The following is an 18,438-nucleotide window of genomic DNA, read 5'->3' as shown; positions in this document are numbered from 1 at the left end:
GCTACTGATGTACTATTTGTTGTATATATTATTCCACTTTCCCTTGTTACTTCCTTTGTACTTCCATCCGACATTGTTGCTATTACTTTTAGCTGTTCTGTCTCACCTGGTGCTTTGCTCACCGATGATGGTTCTATTCTCAAACTGCTTATGGTAGTAGTTGCATTTGCAACAGTTACAACACATGTTGCTGTCTTTCCTCCATACTTTGCTGTTATTGTTGCTTTAAATCCTACACTTGCTGAAGGTGATACTGTCACTTCTCCATTCCCATTTACTGTTGCTACTGATGTACTATTTGTTGTATATATTATTCCACTTTCTCTTGTTACATCCTTTGTACTTCCATCAATAAGCGTATGCACCACAGATAGTTGATATTTTTGACCTGGCCCCAAATTTAACGTATTAGGAATAATCTCTAATTTTTCAGTAGTATCTTCTTTAATAACAATTTCACAGCTAGCGTATTTGCCATTATTTAAAGCTGTTACTGTTGCTGTATCTCCATCTTTTGCTGTTGATGATACAAATATCATTCCATCCTGGTTAACTGTCAAAATATCTGATCTATTAGTTGTATATATCGTTCCTTTATCATTAGATGTAACATCAACAGTAGAACCATCTACCAATTTTTTTATAACAGATAACTGCCTAGTCTCTCCAGGTTTTAAAGTTAGTGAATTAGGATTAATAGCTATACTCTCGGATAATATCTTAAATTGAGGAATAAAAATACTTCTTGTAATTGTCTTTGTTTCCTGTTCGTCTCCTTCTAAACTTATCGAATAATTTATCGTTTTATCTACATCACAATTTGGAATTTTTATTTGCCAAGAAATCTGCCTTAGCTCTCCTGGTGCTATTGTTCCAAGATATATAATATTCTGTTGACCTTCTACTAAGCTAATTCCCTCTGGTAAGTTAATAGTTGCTTTTACATTATTACTATTTCCATTCCCTATATTACTAATATAAGCTGTGATTGTTACAGGATTAGGAGAGTATCCTTCTGGAGTTAATTGAATAATATTTGCACCAGTTACACTAAACGAAAGAGGTGGTCTTAAATCTTGAAAAAATTCACTTAATCCATAATAAGTTATGTACTCCTTTGTTTCACCTGGAGCTAACGGTTTTTCGTTCCAATATATCCCAACTGCACTGTCACCATTAGGTGACCCTGGAGATATTGAGTAATTCCACATTGTATTATATATTCTGCTCCAATTAACAAACTGAATTTTATCAGGTTTATTTTGAACATTATTAATTAACGTACCTTGTGCAATTACACTTGGATTTTGCAAATCATCAAATGCTTGCCAATATTCTGGTATATTATTCCCTGTTAATTCTGTTTCTGTTGTAACAGGTCCTATATTGGGTAATCTAAATGGTGCAGAATCATTATAACCCAACATAGTATCAAGCATTATTCTTACACCTACATTATGATATTTTGTGTCACAATTCTTTATAGAATATTTAATTTCAACAGTATCAAAATTTCCAGTATTAGAATTTTTAACTATTTTTAAAGTTTGTTTCACTAAGATATCACCATAATAATTTGAAGAAGTATTACTTAAATCAGGTAAATTATTTATAGGTGACTCATAATTTGGTGAATATATATATTCTATTCCATCTATTTTAATAGTTGTAAATGATGTACTAGGAATTGGATGACCAAATAACATATTTTGGTAATCATCCAAACTATTACTTGGATTTCCTCCTGTAGTCCCTATAGTAAACCTGCCAGTTGGACTAACAACAAATTCTAAATACGAATTAGAAACAGCTCCACTGGCATAAACTTTTAACTCTCCTAATATTATAAAAAAAAGAAAAATTAAACCTAAAATATTCTTCTTTTTAACTCTAATCATTTTAATTCACCTCTTAATCAAGGTCGCATTTAATATTAAAAATTTAAAAGGAAAACTGAATATATTAAATATATTCAGTTTTCCTTTCCTTGTTTACTTTTGATTAACTAGCATTATCTTAATAGCTGTAGAACTCCTTGTGGTTGTTGGTTAGCTTGTGCAAGCATTGCTTGTGCAGCTTGTGCAAGGATGTTGTTCTTTGAGAAGTTCATCATTTCCTTAGCCATATCAACATCTCTAATTCTTGATTCTGATGATTGTAAGTTTTCGGCTGAAGTATTCAAATTATTTATTGTGTGTTCAAGTCTATTTTGAATAGCTCCAAGTGTCGCTCTTTGCGAAGAAACCTTTTCTATGGCATTATTAATAGTAGTAATCATAGCTGTTGTTGTTTTAGCGTTAGTTGTTACATCAACACCACCAACATCAATAGTTTTATTAGCAGTCACAGCAGCAGCAAATGAATATATTGTGTTACCTGAAGCATCTATTATGTTTTGATCATCACTAGAAGTTCCTACAATATTACCATTTTCGTCTTTCAAAACTTTATTAGACTGATCATAAGTGTAAATACCTGCATTTAAACCAGTATTAGTACCATATATTGTAACCTCTGCCTTAACACCATTATTTGATATAGTTACAGTGCTACCAACCTTTAATGTTGCACCAAATGCATAAGTGTCGTCCCCTTCTCCAATTATTGAATCAAAGTTTTGCCCATCTATTGATGTAGCAACAACATCTCCTTTACTATTAACTAATGTATACCCATTCTTTCCATCTGTTCCAACTGTATACTTTCCATCAGCAATATCTTGTTTACTACCAGCAATAGTTCCAGCAGTGTCAATTGTTTCTTGATAAGTTCCATTTCCTGCAACACCTAAAGCATAAGAACCCATATTATTTATTGAAACTGATATTTGCTGTCCTTCATTTGCACCTATTTGAAAACTTCCTTGGAATGTACCATTTAATAATTTTTGTTTATTAAATTCTGTAGTATCTGATATTCTTGTTATTTCTTTTGCTAATTGATCAATTTCATTTTGTATAGCATCTCTATCTACTGCTACATTTGTATCATTTGCTGCTTGTACAGCAAGCTCTCTCATTCTTTGTAGAATTGAATGTGTTTCATTTAAGGCTCCTTCAGCTGTTTGTATCATAGATATACCATCTTGTGCATTTCTTGAAGCTTGCTCTAAACCTCTAATTTGACCTCTCATCTTTTCTGAGATTGCAAGGCCTGCTGCGTCGTCACCAGCTCTGTTAATTCTTAGACCTGATGAAAGCTTTTCCATTGACTTTCCTGCTGCTACTGTGTTCATTCCAAGTTGTCTGTGTGCATTTAATGCATTTAGATTGTGGTTGATTATCATTTTACATTCCTCCTTGAATTTTTATTTTGGCATCCTTGCCTTTTGTTTTTTAAAACACTAATCTTTCGGCCGAAAGTTTTGTGTTTTATTTTCTATTAATTTTTTCGAAGGCTTTTTTTATAAACTTTAGGGTTTTTTAAAAATTTTTTTGTTACTTTTTTCTTGAACCTTCTATTTAATTTGTCGTACCTTCTTTTTAATACTTTAGGGATAAATAAAAAAATTTTTCTAAATTATTTTTTAACAAAATTAACCTTTTTAGTGTTTTTATATTCTTGATTTTGAATTGTATTTTTTATTAAGTTTCATTTCCTAGTTCTTGTCATTACATTTTATAGAAATTTTAAAGCCGTTTTGCATAATTTAAAGTCTTTTCTGTCATATTTTTATTATTTTCTTATTTTAATAATTGACTTAATTTTAAATATTCAGTAAAATGTTTGTATAAAGCTTAACAACTTTAAGGAGGGATAAAATGAAAAAACTAGGACTAGTACCAAGACTTATTATTGCAATTATTCTTGGTATTCTAATCGGTAAGTTTACTTTTGAACCTGTAGTAAGACTTCTTGCTACATTCAATGCTATCTTTGGTAGCTTCTTAGGATTCTGTATTCCACTTATAATTTTAGGCTTTGTTGTTGCAGGTATAGCTGACCTTGGCCAAGGTGCTGGAAAGCTACTTGGACTTACAACAGCAATTGCATATGTTTCTACTTTAATTGCTGGTTTCTTTGCATATTTTGTTGCAAAGTCATTCTTCCCATTATTTATCCACACTGCTGAAGTTTTAAGTGATGCTGGAAATCCAGAGGACAAGCTCCTTGCACCATTTTTCAAAATTGATATGCCTCCTGTTATGGGAGTTATGACAGCACTAATTTTAGCATTCTTACTTGGACTTGGAATTGCAGCAATCAAAGAAAAAACTCTTTACAATATAGCAAGTGAATTCCAAAAGATAATGGAAAAGACAATAAGAAACGTTATAGTTCCACTTCTACCAGTTCATATTATGGGTATATTTGCTAACATGACTTATGCCGGTGAAGTTGGAAGAATTCTTGGAGTATTCTGGAAGGTATTCTTAATAATTATAGCTGCTCATTTAATTATAATCCTTTTCCAATATACAGTTGCATGTTCAGTAGGAAAGAAAAATATATTCTCAACACTTAAAAAACAAATTCCTGGTTACCTAACAGCAATAGGTACTCAATCATCAGCTGCTACAATCCCAGTTAACCTACAATGTTCAGAAAATATGGGAGTATCAAAGGGAATTAGAGAATTCGTTGTACCACTATGTGCAACAATACACCTTTCAGGAAGTACAATAACATTAACATCCTGTTCAATTGCAGTTATGATGCTAAACAATATGCCTGTTGAATTTTCAAAGATGGTTGGATTTATTGCTATGCTTGGTGTAACAATGGTTGCTGCACCAGGAGTTCCAGGTGGAGCAGTTATGGCGGCACTTGGAATACTTCAATCAATGCTTGGCTTCTCAGAAGCACAACTTGCACTTATGATAGCACTATATATAACACAAGACAGCTTTGGTACAGCATGTAACGTATCAGGAGACAACGCAATTGCAATTCTTGTGGACAGCCTATATAAAGGAGAAAAGAAGGAGTAGGATAACCTACTCCTTAATCATCCCCCACCTACTGGTGGAAATATAGACACCACATCTCCATCCTTAAGCTCCTCATAAAAGTCTGCATCCTGGCCATTTATTAGAAGTATCTTCACATCATCTTTGTTTATATTAAGCATATCAATAACATCAATAGCCTTTGCTCCATCTTTTATTTCATATACCTTATCCTTTTCTCGTCCAATCCTTAGAGTAGCAAATAGTTTTACGCGTACGTGCATCATACCCCATCCTTTATAAACCTAACTTTTGTAACTTCTCCTTTGTTGGAACACCCTTTTCATCCCAACCACGAACTTCATAATATTTTGGTAAAAGCTCTGATAATCTATTTACATGTCCCTTTGATGGTCCTTCTGGAATTGGTTCCTCAAGCAACCTCTTTGGAAGAGTATCTTCACTTGGATCAATTCCAGCCTCAAGGTTAAACATTCTCTCTAATGTATATATCCTATCCCCTGCCTCTAGTATGCTGTCCTTATCGTAGTCAAAACCACATGCAGCATTTAGAAGCTTTGCATAATCTTCTGCACCTAGTGCAAAGGATGTAAATAAGCATAGTCCAAGTGAATCTATAACAGCAGTTAGGTCTTGGAATATCTTTACCCATTCAGCCTTATTTTCTAATGAATGTCTGTCAAGTTTTTCAGGTAGACTCAATATTTCAGGTGAAATCATATATCCTCTAACGTGGCATCCACCTCTATTTGAAGTTGCATATTCAAGTCCGTGTCCTTGAATTGCTCTTGGATCATAGGCTGGAAGTTCCTGCTTTTTAACAGACATTGAAAGTTCAGGTGCTCCATACATTTTACATAGTCTATATGAACCTTCTGCAAGCTTATCTCCAAGTCCTTCACGAAGTCCCATCTTCTTAGTCCATTCAATTATTGCATCTTTGTTTCCAAATTTAAGCGGTGTCCCTTCTATTTCATCATCCTTAATTAGTCCCTTTTCATAAAGTTCCATAGCAGCAGCTATTGTTGCACCAGCTGAAATGGTATCAAGTCCATATTCGTTACATAGATGATTTGCAACAAATATCGCCTGAATATCATCTACTCCACAGTCTGCACCAAATGCCCATAGGGTTTCATATTCTGGTCCTCCAGCCTCCATATTTAATGGTTCAATCTTTACCCATCTTCCACAGGCGATTGGACAACGATAGCATGGGTTCTTTCTAACTAAATACTTATCAGTCATTGTTTCTCCACTTATGTTGTCAGCCTTTTCAAAATAAGCTTCTTTAAAGTTGTTTGTTGGGAATACACCGTTTTCATTTATTATATTTACTAAAACTGCTGTACCATAGGTTGGAAGTCCCTGACCTGTAACTCCATTATCTCTAATCTTCTTTATACAATCCTGTACAACCTGTTTTAAATTGTCTTCATCATGAATATCAACCTTACCAGTTCCCTTAACAACAATTGCCTTAAGGTTCTTTGATCCCATAACAGCTCCAACACCAGAACGTCCTGCTGCTCTATCATAATCATTTATTACTGCTGCAATTTTTGATAGTTTTTCTCCTGCAGGACCAATGCATAATACCTTTGCCTTCTCCTTTGAAACCTTCTTTAGTTCATCTGTTGTCTCAGATACAACCCTACCCCAAAGATGTGAAGCATCCTTTATTTCAACACTATCATCTTCTATTGATATATATACTGGACTTTTAGCCTTTCCTTCAATTATTATTACATCATAACCAGCACTCTTTAGTTCTGCACCAAAGAAGCCACCTGAGTTTGAACATGCAATTGTTCCAGTAAGAGGTGATTTAGTTACAACCATATATCTTCCGCCTGTAGGAGCAGCAGTTCCAGTTAGTGGTCCTGTTACTATTAATAACTTATTATTTTCATCAAAAGGCTCAACATTTGCTCCAACTTCATCATAGTAAAGTTTTGTTGCAAGTCCTCTTCCTCCTATGTATTTTTTAGCTAGTTCCATATCTAATATTTCCTTCTTAATTTCCCCAGTTGTTAAATTTACCCTAAGTATTTTACCCCTATAACCAAACATAAATTTACCTCCCTTCTTTTTTAGTTCCAACTTTGATGGAACCCAATAAAAAATAAGCAAGGTGTATGCCAATTTTAAACCTTACTTATTTAATATAACTGTTCTATTATAGTTCAGTTTTATTATATAATAGTTGTTCTATAATTGAACTTTGTTCTATTTTGGAACACATGTTAAATCTATACCAAATTCATTTATTTTTCTATATAATGTATTTCTTCCAATTCCTAAAGCCTTTGCTGCTTGAGTTATATTAAAATTAAAATGCCTTAGAGTATTTTCAATATGTCTCTTTTCTACTTCACTTAATGTTCTTGGAATAAATTTATTTACATCCTTTATTTCATTATCATTTAAATTTCTAGGTATATGTCCTATATTTATGATATATTCTACATAGTTTTCTAATTCTCTAATATTTCCAGGCCAATTATAAGATATTAGCCTTTCCATTTCAGCTTCGTCTATAATAACAGGCTTTTTATTTAGTTTTTTGGAAAGCCTATCCATAAAATATTTTATAAGCAGAGGAATATCGTCCCTTCTTTCTCTTAAAGGCATGAGGTATAAAGGAAGCACATTTAATCTATAATATAAGTCGCTTCTAAACTTACCCTCCTCCACAAGCCTCTTTAAATCCTTATTTGTTGCAGCAATTATTCTTACATCCACATATTTGGGAGTTGTTCCACCTATTTTAACTATAACTCCTTCTTCAATTACTCTTAATAATTTAACCTGCATATCAAGAGGCATATCTCCTATTTCATCTAAAAATATTGTTCCTCCATTTGCCTGTTGGAATTTCCCTTCATACCCTCCTTTTTTTGCACCAGTAAAGGCACCCTCTTCATAACCAAACAGTTCTGATTCTATAAGATTTGAAGGTATCGCAGCACAGTTTACTGCTATAAATGGCTTTTCACTTCTACTACTATAGTTGTGAATAGATTGTGCAAAAACCTCTTTACCTGTTCCGCTTTCACCTAAAATAAGTATTGTTGATTTGCTATCTGCTATTTTTTTTGCATATTCAACAGTTGATTTAAACCTTTCATTTTGACCTATTATTTTGCTAAATGTATAAATAGCTTTAGATGAGGAGATTTTATCTATAAGCTTCCTCTCCTTCTTTGCATCTTTAAAAACATAAACATATCCATGAGCACTTGTTGTATAAAGTGGATATACACTTAAATTTAACGACAGCTTGTTTACATCAGCCTTTATATAAACATCCATATCAGTTATTTCATTTTCTTTTGCTAACCTATTTTTTATATCATCAAACCCATATATCAAATTTTCAAGATTAACGCCGTTGCTTTTTAGACTGAACATTTCCTTAAATTTATTATTATAGTAGTTAACTTTACCATAATCGTCACAGGCACATATTCCAGCTTCAATTGAGTTAAATATTCTCTCTATATATTTTTTTGATTTATTTATTTTCTCTAAATATGAATCATTTTCTATAACTCTTTCAATTGAGTATGCTGCTGCAACAACCATACCTAATGTATGTGGATGTACTTTTTCGCTATACCCTGTAATATCAAGACAGCCTATAATTGTTCCATCCCTATCCCTAATTGGAGCTGCAGAGCACGTCCATTTATGATATGCATATATAAAATGCTCATCCTTTGAAACTTGAACAGGCCTTTTTTCCTTTAGCGCTGTTCCCATTGCATTCGTACCTATTGCCTCCTCAGACATAAATGCTCCAGGAACCATTTTAAGTTCAAAGGCCTCTTGAAGAATGTTTTGATCTCCTACTATGTTTAAAATACAGCCTTCTTCATCTGTCAATATTAAGAAGAAATCATATCCCTTAACAAAATCATAGAGCATGTTCATAAATGGTATTGCTGCTAAAATTAGCTTTCTACTTCTTATCAATCTATCGTTTAATTCATTTTGATTTAATATTCTTCTGCTGAACTTTTGATTTTTATCTATTCCATATTCTATACATCTTTTATGAGATCTTGTTATGTAGCTTTTATCTCTATTCATATATGCCCCCCAAACATTATTTTTATACCTTAAGTTAAAATTATTTGTTAAAATTAATCATATACTTTAAATAAGCAAAAATTTATGGAGGTAGTTATGAGAATTTTAGTTGATGCTGACGCATGTCCTGTTAAGGATATAATAGTCAAAGTTGCAAAAGAATATAAACTTGATGTTTTAATGTTTATGGATACATCACATATAATAGATGATGGGTATTCAAAGACAATTATAGTAGGTAAAGGCAGGGATTCTGTTGACTTTGCCCTTGTAAATGAAGCAAAACAAGGAGATATTGTTGTAACTCAAGATTATGGAGTTGCAGCAATGGTGCTGTCTAAAGGAACATTTGCAATTAATCAAAATGGACTTATATTTACTAACGATAATATAGATTCCCTTCTCATGCAAAGATATGTAAGTTATAAGGTTAGAGAAAGTGGTGGGAAAACATCTAATCCTAAAAAAAGAACATATTTTAACAACTTTAATTTCGAGAAAAATTTAAGGAAAATTATTGAGCAAAATCTTAAGAGATGATTGGGCTACTTCCCAATCATCTCTGTTTTTAATTCTCTTCTTAAGAAATCTAAGAGCTCTTTGGATGCCCTTTCACGTATTCTTTGTCTATCACCTGCTAATTTAAGCTCCTTAAAAGTCTTATAACCCTTTATATATACTCCTAAATAAACAAGTCCTACAGGCTTTTTACTTGTTCCTCCAGATGGCCCTGCTATTCCTGTTGTTGATATTCCAATATCAGCCTTTGCTGTTTTTGCAACACCCTCTGCCATTTCAATTGCAGTTTGATAGCTAACAGCTCCATGTTGTTTTAAGGTTTCTTCACTTACCATAAGCCTTTTAATTTTTGAATCATTGCTATAGGTTACAACTCCCTCTAAAAGTACACTTGAAATACCAGGATAATTTACAAGTTTGGAAGTTACAAGTCCACCTGTACAGGATTCTGCAACAGCTATTGTAAGGTTGTTTTTTATTAAAAGGTTTGCAACCACCTCTTCAAGCGTTTGATCATCCTCCGCATAAATGTTTATCCCAAATATTTCCTTTAGTCTATTGTAAACAGGTTGTATTAGGCTTTGTGCTTCCTCTTCATTTTTTGCCTTTGCAGTTATCCTAAAATGAACTTCTCCATCCTTTGCATATGGAGCAAGGGTTGGATTTTGACTCTTTATTAAATCCTTCACCATCTCCTCTGCCATAGCTTCCCCTATGCCCATTATTTTAACTGTTTTAGAAACTAAGACTGTACTGCTCCTTTCCTTAAGGTAAGGGAATACATATTTATTAAACATGGGTTCAAGCTCCATAGGTGGACCAGGAAGAAGTATATATGTCTTATTATTTTCTTCACATATAAGTCCAGGTGCCGTTCCCCATTCATTCATTAATACCCTTGAACCCTCTATAACATAGGCTTGTTTTTTGCTGTTTTCTGTAATTGGTCTTTTTATTTTGTTAAAATACTCTTCAATATGTTTATATACATTTTCATCAAATACAAGTTTTTTATTTAAATGCTCAGCTACTGTTTCTTTGGTTAAATCATCCTGTGTTGGACCAAGTCCACCACTTAAAATAATAATATCTGAACGGTTTTTTGTAATTTCAAGCTGAGCTTTTAATCTATCCTTATTATCTCCAACTACAACTTCATAAACATGATCAATTCCAAGCATAGCAAGGTTCTTAGCAATAAATGCTGCATTTGTATTTACTATGTCTCCTAAAAGAAGCTCTGTGCCAACACATATAAGTTCAGCCTTCATAAAACCACCTCATTTACCCTTTAAAAAGGTTTATTATTTTATACTTTAATGTCATCCTTTCTTTTGTATTATTTAATATTATACTCCATTTTATAGGAATACTTAAGTTTAAATTTTCAAAAATTTCTTTTATTTTTGCGTCAAAATATTCCAAATCCTTCTTTTTAAAGGTTGTAAGCTCATTTATAATAGCCTCTTCAATTTCTGTATTTTTATCCTGTTTATTTAAAAGCCTATATTTTGGTTCTATATAATAAAGATAATATGCAATAAAGCTTGTAAGTATATCTTTATAATTTTCTTCGTTTTTATTTATCTTTATAAATTCAAAATATGTTATCAAATCATCTTCATCATAGAAAAGATCAAACATTTCCTTATGGTATTCTAAATTTGTAAGATGCTTTCCAACCTTGTATAGTATTATATTTCTATGTTTAATGTTTGTTTGAATATCATACTCCTTTAATATATACTTAATCTCTTCAATAAGGTCTTTAAAATCTCCATATTTAAAGTCATCTATAACATAAATTACATCTATAAAGGACATGTCTATATTTGTTTTTATTTCATTTTTAATTTTTATTGCTCTTACTTTATCTATTAAATCTTTATATTCTAGATAGTTCTCTAGAGTTATTCCAAGTTCAAATGATTCTATTATTTTAGTTGCTGCGTCTTTATTTAATATATATGATGCATTTAAAACATATTCAAATAAAAGTTTCTTTGCCTCTTCAAATCTTTCTTCTCTATTTAAACATCTAAAGTATTCGATTATTATTTTACCTAAATATTCCTTTGAATATTCCATAAAATAATCTAAAATTTCCCTTTTATATTCGTCAAAATATTTGATTACATCCTCTGATTTTTCTAATCCCCTTAAGTACATTGTAAAGGCAATTTCTTTTTTGTCCTCTTCTAACAGCCTTTTATATATATTTCTTTTTATTTCAAAGTCTCCCTCTGAATATATTCTATAGAGCTCATTTACTGAAGATGCTTGGCATAAATCTAAAGCTTCTATTAGGAAACTTAATGTAAAATCTAAATCCCTCTCTGTTTGTTCTAGAATGTATTCCATTATCTCTTCATTTAATCCATGATCAAATGTATTTTTAAATCCTTCTATATTTTTAAGCTGACTAAAACTTAAACCTGAGTTTAAAGCACTAAATACAGCAATGTAAAGTCCTAATACTTTTGCTCTATCTAGGCTTATAAAATCTTCTATAAACTTAAAGAAGGTTTTATCCAGCACATAGGTATAAAAATATGGCTTGTCTTTGTTTAGCTCAGCAACTTTGTTATACAAATCTATTATGTTTTTTAAGCTCTGTCCTTCCTTTAGTATATTAAAAATGCTTCTATAAAATATTGATACAGCTGTATCATATACTCCCTTCTTATGCTCTACGTCTTTAAATACAAAATAATAAAATTCTTCTGCTATATCAAAGTTTATTTTGTTTGTGAGGCTGTCTAAGGAAGTTATGTATGTTTCTATTAAATATTTTCTTTCACTAACCTTTGCATACTTTATTAAAAACTTTAATGCACTTTGAAGGGCTCTTTCATCATTAATTAGGTTTGGTATGTTTAAAAGTAAAAATAAATTGTAACTGTCATTTAGTTCTTCATTTACTTCTTCATACTCAAAATATTCCATAAAATTCATATAAGACCTATATATCTGTTTTGATGCAAAAACTCCTGTATCTATAAATTTTATATATGGTGTTGTTATGTTTAGGTTGGGCTTTGATCCCCATACATAATCAAATATACAAACATTTTCATTATATCTTTGTTCTAGAACATAAAATTTTACTTCTCCCTTAAAGTAAGGATTAGTTGTAAATGTGATATTTTTATAACAACTGCTAGGTAGACAATAATATATAGATGATATCCAACTCAAATGGTTTTTTCTGTAGTCAACGATATTTATATTTTTTTGCTTAATAAAAAAATAAATAATATCTCTAATACTTCTATCCTGCCTTGACTTTAAAAATTCTTCTGCTATTTCATTGTTGAACTCCCCAATTAGTTCCCTTTTTAAGTTATCTATTTCCTCTATTTCATTTATAAATATTCCTTCATTTATAATTTGAAGTGGTGATGTATTTATTTTTTCAAATACTATAGCATGAAATATGTTTTCTTCTTCTATATTGAAACACTTTACAAAAGCGTATCTTCCTGAATTTAGTTTAAAGTAAGTATAGGTCTCATATTCGTTTATTTCATCATAATTAAATAGATCCTCAAGTTGTCTTAACTCATCTTTATTTACATCATCTTTGTATATATATCCCTTGTCCTTTTTATATACGGCATGATTTAGCATATCTATTCCCCCATAATTTTTATTAATTTTAATATACTACAAAACTAGGGTGCTAGAAAAGATATTTTCCAGCACCCTAGTTGTTAACTAATGCAATTATGCCTCCAATTAGAATAAACATAAATATAACTATTAAAAAGCATGTTTCATAATTTTGGTTTTTATAGGCCTTTATAATATATCTTGAGGATAAAATTACTGTCAGACCAATAAGAAGAAAATAATAACCCCAAAGACCTACTAGTTTAATAATTAAACCAGCTATTAATCTAAATACAGTAAACTTAGGCATTACCTGAGGTAAAGGTATCTGCAAACATCACAACCCCTTAACTTTAAATTTAAGCCTCCTGTTTTCTTGAGAATATAAGTGGAATTATTAATCCTATTATTGCAGGTAGGATCCATGCAAAACCTGCACTTGCAAAAGGAAGCTTTGCAACAAAATTTTGTACTCCCTTTAAGTTTAGTCCAATTGCCGCAAGTCCGTCAACTATGCTTATTATTAATGTTAAATATACTGCACCTGCATAGCAGTTTTTATTTTTAATAAATTCATCAAATATATTAAGAACAATTAAAACTATAACAACTGGGTATACAGTAACAAGTAGAGGTACTGCTAATTTTACTATCTTTTCAACTCCAAAGTTTGAAACAACTGCACTAAATACAGTAACAATTATTACAACAGCCTTATAGCTTATTCTGTTATTTGTTAAGTTAGAGAAGAAATCTCCTGCTGTTGCTGTAAGTCCAACTGAAGTTGTAAGGCAGGCAAAACCAACAGCAACTCCTAAAGCAACTTTACCAAATGTTCCAAGCAATCTTTCTGTTATTGCAATTGTAAGCTGAGTTTTTGATATATCAGCTCCATATAGGCCTGATGCTGTTGCACCAAGGTACATAAGTCCACCATAAACTAACAATAAACCTAAAGCTGCAATTACTCCTGACATTAAAGTAAGTCTTATTTGGTCCTTTGTATCCTTGTATCCTTTAGCTACTACGCTTCCTATAACAATTCCTGCAAAAACTGTTGAAGCTAGTGCATCCATTGTTTGATATCCTTCAGCAAATGCCTTTGAAAAAGGATTTTGGATATCTGTAACTATAGGTGAACCAATTGGTGTGGATATTCCCTTAAATATGATAATTGCAAGCATTGTTAAAAGTACAGGTGTTAGAATTTTACCTATCTTATCAACAACAGAAGATGGATTTATTACAAGGTATAAATTTATTGCAAAATATATTGATGTAACAATAATAGGATTTACAGTTGGGAATATTGGTTTTATAGCCATTTCATATGTTGTTGCCCCTGTTCTTGGTATTGCTAGAAGTGGTCCTATTGCAAGCATTATAATTATTCCTAATCCTTTACTAAAGTTTGTCCCAACTTTACCTGCAAAGTTTTCAAATTTTCCCTCATTCTTAGACATTACAATGATACCTATAAGTGGGAGGCCTATACCTGTTAATAGGAATCCTAAAAGAGACATATACCACTTGTCACCTGATATTAGTCCTATATAAGGTGGGAAGATTAAGTTTCCTGCTCCAAAGAACATTGCAAATAGAGCTAGTCCAATTACTAATACATCTTGAAACTTTTTCATTAATGTAACCTCCTTGCTGATTGTTAATAATATTTTAAATATTTTAAAATTTAGTTCATATTTTTATTATAATGTTACATTAAAGTATTTGCAACAAAAATGTTATAGTATATTTTGTAAAAGAGTATAAAATTTTACGTATGTTAATAAATTAACATATCACATTTATTTTTTCACAGTTGAGCATAATATATTTAGGGTGGTGATGCTATGGGCTTCTATAAAGAGGATGAAAGATACTACGATGAAGAAACATACAGAAACTATCTAGAAAAAAGGGAAAAATTCATTGAAAGAACAAAGGAAGCCTTAAGAAACATTTTTAGACGCTAAATTAAGCAGGAGGTTTCTCCTGCTTATCTATTTTTTAAATAAACATCTACATTTCTTTTTATCTCCTCTGCAGCCTCTTCATCTGTAACTATTATATTATACATATTTCCTTCAATTTGTGAAGATATATTGGTAAATCCCCTATCATGTAAAAACCTTTCTACATCTTTAACATCTTCTCCTTCACTTATAAGCACCTTATCTCCAACATAATCTCCATTCACAAATACCCTATAGGAATCATGTTCCTGTTTTATGTCATAAATATTATTTATATATGCACCAAAGGGATAAAAAAACATTCCCTGCCTCCATCTTTCATCCATAGTATCACCTCTTATTTGTTTTAATTATATTTTTCCACACAAGATAATTTTTAAAAGTAAATTAATTTTACGTTTGCTATTTTTTATAAATATTGTAGAATATAATATAAACTATAGTCTGTCTTATTAAGGGTGATTTTAATGAAAAATAATATTATAAATGAAGCTAAAGAGCATTACAGTTCTGCTAGAAGAATGGCTTTAAAGGAATATAACAGATATGCCTCAAAGGGTGAATCTGGATATCTTCCATCCCTTGAGGGTATTATTAAAAATACAGATATTGTTTCTGAAGTAAATATTGGACTTGTTGAAATTCCACTTAAAAAAATTGTTGGTACCTATTCGCATCTTAGGAGTCTTTCATTTGCAAGAAACTTTATGCCTCTTTTAAATGAAAATACAGAGATGCAAACAAAGTGGGTAAACTTATGTGCTGCCCATCTTGAAGAGGGAATAAGGGATCCTATAAAGGTTTATGAGTATTTAAACTGGTTCTACGTTGTTGAGGGAAACAAAAGGGTAAGCGTTTTAAAATATTTTGATGCCTACTCTATTCATGCAAACGTTACAAGGATAATACCTAAATATGATGAAAACAACCATGATATAAAGATATATTATGAGTTTTTAAACTTTAACAAAGTAACTGGGTTAAATACCTTATACTTTAGTAAGAAAAATAGATTTAATAGACTTCTTAATGCTATAGATAAGCTTGAGATTGATTCTATTGAATTTAAGGAAAATAGGTATAAATATTTTGAAAGGAACATTTATTTACCATTTAGAGAAATCTATTTATCTTTAGGTGGAGGAAATATACCTATAACAACAGGTGATGCTTTTTTTGAATATTTTAAGCTTTATGGACTTCCGTTTGTAAATGAAACTAGAGAGGAAGTTACACAAAGAATACGTCTTTTAATTCCAGAGCTTAAATCATTATCAAATGTAGACTATGCAAACATACAAACCTCTCCACTTGATGTTAGGGAAAACCTTATACAAACATTAAGTACATTTGTTATACCTAAAAAGAAATTAAAAGTACTATTTGCATATGCAAGAACAATAGAATCATCTGGATGGACATATGCCCATGAGCTTGGAAGAAGACATGTTGAAGAGGTTTTGAAGGATCAAATTATAACAGAGTATGTTGAAAATGTACCATTTGGCGATAGTGCCTATAATGTATTTAAGGATCTATCTGAAATTGGATATGATGTTATTTTTACCACAAGCCCAATTTATCATAAGGAGACATTAAAATGTGCACTTGAGTATCCTAATATAAAGTTCTTTAACTGTTCTGAGTATACACCATATACTCATGTTGGAAATTATTTTGGAAGAACATACGAACCAAGATTTTTAACAGGAATTATTGCAGGTGCATTGACAAAGAATAATAGAATTGGATACGTTGCAACCTCACCAACCCATGAGGTTATAAGTTCTATTAATGCATTTTCGCTTGGTGCAAAGCTTGTAAATCCTTATGCTAAAGTGTTGGTAAGTTGGACAAATGAATGGCACAGTACAAATAAATATGAAGATGCGGATAAAAAATTGATTGAAAATGGAGTTGATATCATATCTAACATGACAATAGATGTAAACCATCCAGTAACCAAAATGTATGGAGTCTACTCTATGCTGACATCAATTGATGAAGAGACTAAAATGCCAGATAAATACTATGCTGCTCCAATATGGAGATGGGGAGTGTTTTATGAAAAAATACTTAGAAGTATTTTAAATGAACAAGTAAAGAATATAACAGATATTTTTGGTACAACAAGTAGGGTATATAATTTTTGGTGGGGAATCGATGCAGGGGTACTTGACATATACTACTCTAAAAATACAGTGCCTCAAGAAACACAAAAGCTTATTGAGTTTATGAAAAGAATGATTGCAGATGGACTTTATAACCCATTTACAGGGCCTATCTATGATAATAACGGAGTTTTAAGAATTGATTCTGGTGAAAATGCAACTTATGAACAGATACTTTCTATGAAGTGGTATGTGGATAATGTGATGATTTTATAACATAAAAAAATTTATATACATGCACAAGAATATTTCACAGATTAATATTTATACTCTAATGATTATATAAATTTATACCTTTGACTAAAATACTTAAAGCCTCGCATTTGCCAAAATAACACATGCGAGGCTTTGTATTATTTATAACTCTTTATGAAATAAACTATTATTGAAATTTATTATGCAATATTGCGATACTTTTCGTATATACGACTTTATTTTAAAAATATATGGTTTCATTTGGAAAATGTCACATTTCACTTGGGTGGCACTTAATAATCAAATATATGGTATCTATATCCATTTATTATTGTTGTATCATTATACTTAATTATCCTATTTCCATTTGCATAATTTAAATGCTGATGGCCATGTAGAAAATATTTGGGTTTATACTTATCAAGAAGCCTTCTAAATACCTTAAAACCTGTATGTACAACATCTGGAGCATCTCCTAAACCAAATGCTGGTGTGTGGGTAACTAGAATATCAACTCCTCCATACCACCAAATCTTAGGTATAAGTCTTTGTACCCTTTTTTCCATTTGTTTTTCAGTATATTGAAATTCTTTTCCATTATAAAATGGACTTCCACCAATTCCAAGTATTCTAACACCATTGAATACTACAAGTTTATCATCAATACATGTACAGCCTTCTGGTGGATTATAAATATATGTTCTATCATGATTTCCATGCACATAAAAAAGAGGTGCATTTATCATGGTAACTAAAAAGGAAAGATATTCTGCCTTAAGATCTCCACAGGATATTATCAAGTCTATATTTTTAAATTTTTCTCTATCAAAATGATCCCAAATATATGTAGATTCCTTATCTGAAACTACAAGTATCCTCACCTTTTGTCCCTCATTTCTAAAATGGTCCTAAATATTATATCACATATTTCGTCAAAAATCACACAATAATTAAATTGTTTCA

General features: G+C 31.2%; 15 protein-coding genes. 4 read left to right on the top strand and 11 right to left on the bottom strand.

Annotated features, from left to right (window positions below; translation table 11 throughout):
• Both TCEL_RS13785 and TCEL_RS03020 read right to left on the bottom strand, forming a co-directional pair.
• Positions 1-1,898, bottom strand: a 1,898-nt coding sequence (locus TCEL_RS13785; RefSeq protein ID WP_341348973.1) for an Ig-like domain-containing protein, incomplete at its 3' end; no start/stop codon positions are given.
• 113 nt (positions 1,899-2,011) lie between these two features.
• Positions 2,012-3,286, bottom strand: coding sequence for a flagellin N-terminal helical domain-containing protein (locus TCEL_RS03020; RefSeq protein ID WP_018660989.1), 1,275 nt, complete (start codon positions 3,284-3,286; stop codon positions 2,012-2,014).
• Positions 3,287-3,761: 475 nt separating this feature from the next.
• Between TCEL_RS03020 and TCEL_RS03015 the strand changes: the two genes are divergently transcribed.
• The gene (locus TCEL_RS03015; protein WP_018660987.1) at positions 3,762-4,931 is read left to right on the top strand and encodes a dicarboxylate/amino acid:cation symporter; all 1,170 of its coding nucleotides are present in this window, start codon (positions 3,762-3,764) and stop codon (positions 4,929-4,931) included.
• A gap of 17 nt (positions 4,932-4,948) precedes the next feature.
• On the opposite strand, the gene TCEL_RS03010 is transcribed toward TCEL_RS03015, so the two are convergent.
• The 3 genes from TCEL_RS03010 to TCEL_RS03000 all read right to left on the bottom strand — a co-directional run bounded on the left by TCEL_RS03010 (position 4,949) and on the right by TCEL_RS03000 (position 9,005).
• On the bottom strand, positions 4,949-5,176 hold the full coding sequence (locus TCEL_RS03010) for a MoaD/ThiS family protein (protein WP_018660986.1): 228 nt from the start codon (positions 5,174-5,176) through the stop codon (positions 4,949-4,951).
• 10 nt (positions 5,177-5,186) lie between these two features.
• The gene (locus TCEL_RS03005; protein WP_018660985.1) at positions 5,187-6,983 is read right to left on the bottom strand and encodes an aldehyde ferredoxin oxidoreductase family protein; all 1,797 of its coding nucleotides are present in this window, start codon (positions 6,981-6,983) and stop codon (positions 5,187-5,189) included.
• A 156-nt stretch (positions 6,984-7,139) separates the two neighbouring features.
• The gene (locus TCEL_RS03000; RefSeq protein ID WP_018660983.1) at positions 7,140-9,005 is read right to left on the bottom strand and encodes a sigma-54-dependent Fis family transcriptional regulator; all 1,866 of its coding nucleotides are present in this window, start codon (positions 9,003-9,005) and stop codon (positions 7,140-7,142) included.
• A 96-nt stretch (positions 9,006-9,101) separates the two neighbouring features.
• Here TCEL_RS03000 and TCEL_RS02995 point away from each other — a divergent pair, with 96 nt between their 5' ends.
• Complete coding sequence (locus TCEL_RS02995; protein WP_018660980.1) at positions 9,102-9,545, top strand: YaiI/YqxD family protein; 444 nt, start codon at positions 9,102-9,104, stop codon at positions 9,543-9,545.
• A 5-nt stretch (positions 9,546-9,550) separates the two neighbouring features.
• On the opposite strand, the gene TCEL_RS02990 is transcribed toward TCEL_RS02995, so the two are convergent.
• From TCEL_RS02990 to brnQ, 4 genes are all read right to left on the bottom strand, one after another.
• Complete coding sequence (locus TCEL_RS02990) at positions 9,551-10,795, bottom strand: competence/damage-inducible protein A (protein ID WP_018660979.1); 1,245 nt, start codon at positions 10,793-10,795, stop codon at positions 9,551-9,553.
• A 13-nt stretch (positions 10,796-10,808) separates the two neighbouring features.
• Positions 10,809-13,154, bottom strand: coding sequence for a hypothetical protein (locus TCEL_RS02985; RefSeq protein WP_018660977.1), 2,346 nt, complete (start codon positions 13,152-13,154; stop codon positions 10,809-10,811).
• 76 nt (positions 13,155-13,230) lie between these two features.
• A complete protein-coding gene (locus tag TCEL_RS02980) occupies positions 13,231-13,470 on the bottom strand; it encodes a hypothetical protein (RefSeq protein WP_018660975.1) in 240 nt (79 codons plus the stop codon).
• A gap of 25 nt (positions 13,471-13,495) precedes the next feature.
• Positions 13,496-14,776, bottom strand: a complete 1,281-nt coding sequence (gene brnQ, locus TCEL_RS02975; protein ID WP_018660974.1) for a branched-chain amino acid transport system II carrier protein — start codon at positions 14,774-14,776, stop codon at positions 13,496-13,498.
• Positions 14,777-14,986: 210 nt separating this feature from the next.
• Here brnQ and TCEL_RS14180 point away from each other — a divergent pair, with 210 nt between their 5' ends.
• A complete protein-coding gene (locus tag TCEL_RS14180) occupies positions 14,987-15,109 on the top strand; it encodes a hypothetical protein (protein ID WP_018660972.1) in 123 nt (40 codons plus the stop codon).
• A gap of 23 nt (positions 15,110-15,132) precedes the next feature.
• Here TCEL_RS14180 and TCEL_RS02970 read toward each other — a convergent pair whose 3' ends face one another.
• Positions 15,133-15,435, bottom strand: a complete 303-nt coding sequence (locus tag TCEL_RS02970; RefSeq protein ID WP_018660970.1) for a hypothetical protein — start codon at positions 15,433-15,435, stop codon at positions 15,133-15,135.
• Between the two features lie 141 nt (positions 15,436-15,576).
• Between TCEL_RS02970 and TCEL_RS02965 the strand changes: the two genes are divergently transcribed.
• The gene (locus TCEL_RS02965; protein WP_018660968.1) at positions 15,577-17,496 is read left to right on the top strand and encodes a BMP family ABC transporter substrate-binding protein; all 1,920 of its coding nucleotides are present in this window, start codon (positions 15,577-15,579) and stop codon (positions 17,494-17,496) included.
• Positions 17,497-17,768: 272 nt separating this feature from the next.
• Here TCEL_RS02965 and TCEL_RS02960 read toward each other — a convergent pair whose 3' ends face one another.
• On the bottom strand, positions 17,769-18,356 hold the full coding sequence (locus TCEL_RS02960) for a metallophosphoesterase family protein (protein ID WP_018660966.1): 588 nt from the start codon (positions 18,354-18,356) through the stop codon (positions 17,769-17,771).
• Positions 18,357-18,438 lie beyond the last annotated feature (82 nt).

The organism is Thermobrachium celere DSM 8682 (assembly GCF_000430995.1).
GTDB lineage: Bacteria > Bacillota > Clostridia > Clostridiales > Caloramatoraceae > Thermobrachium > Thermobrachium celere.
The sequence above is the reverse complement of the archived record's forward strand: the minus strand, read 5'-3'. Positions and strand labels throughout refer to the sequence as shown.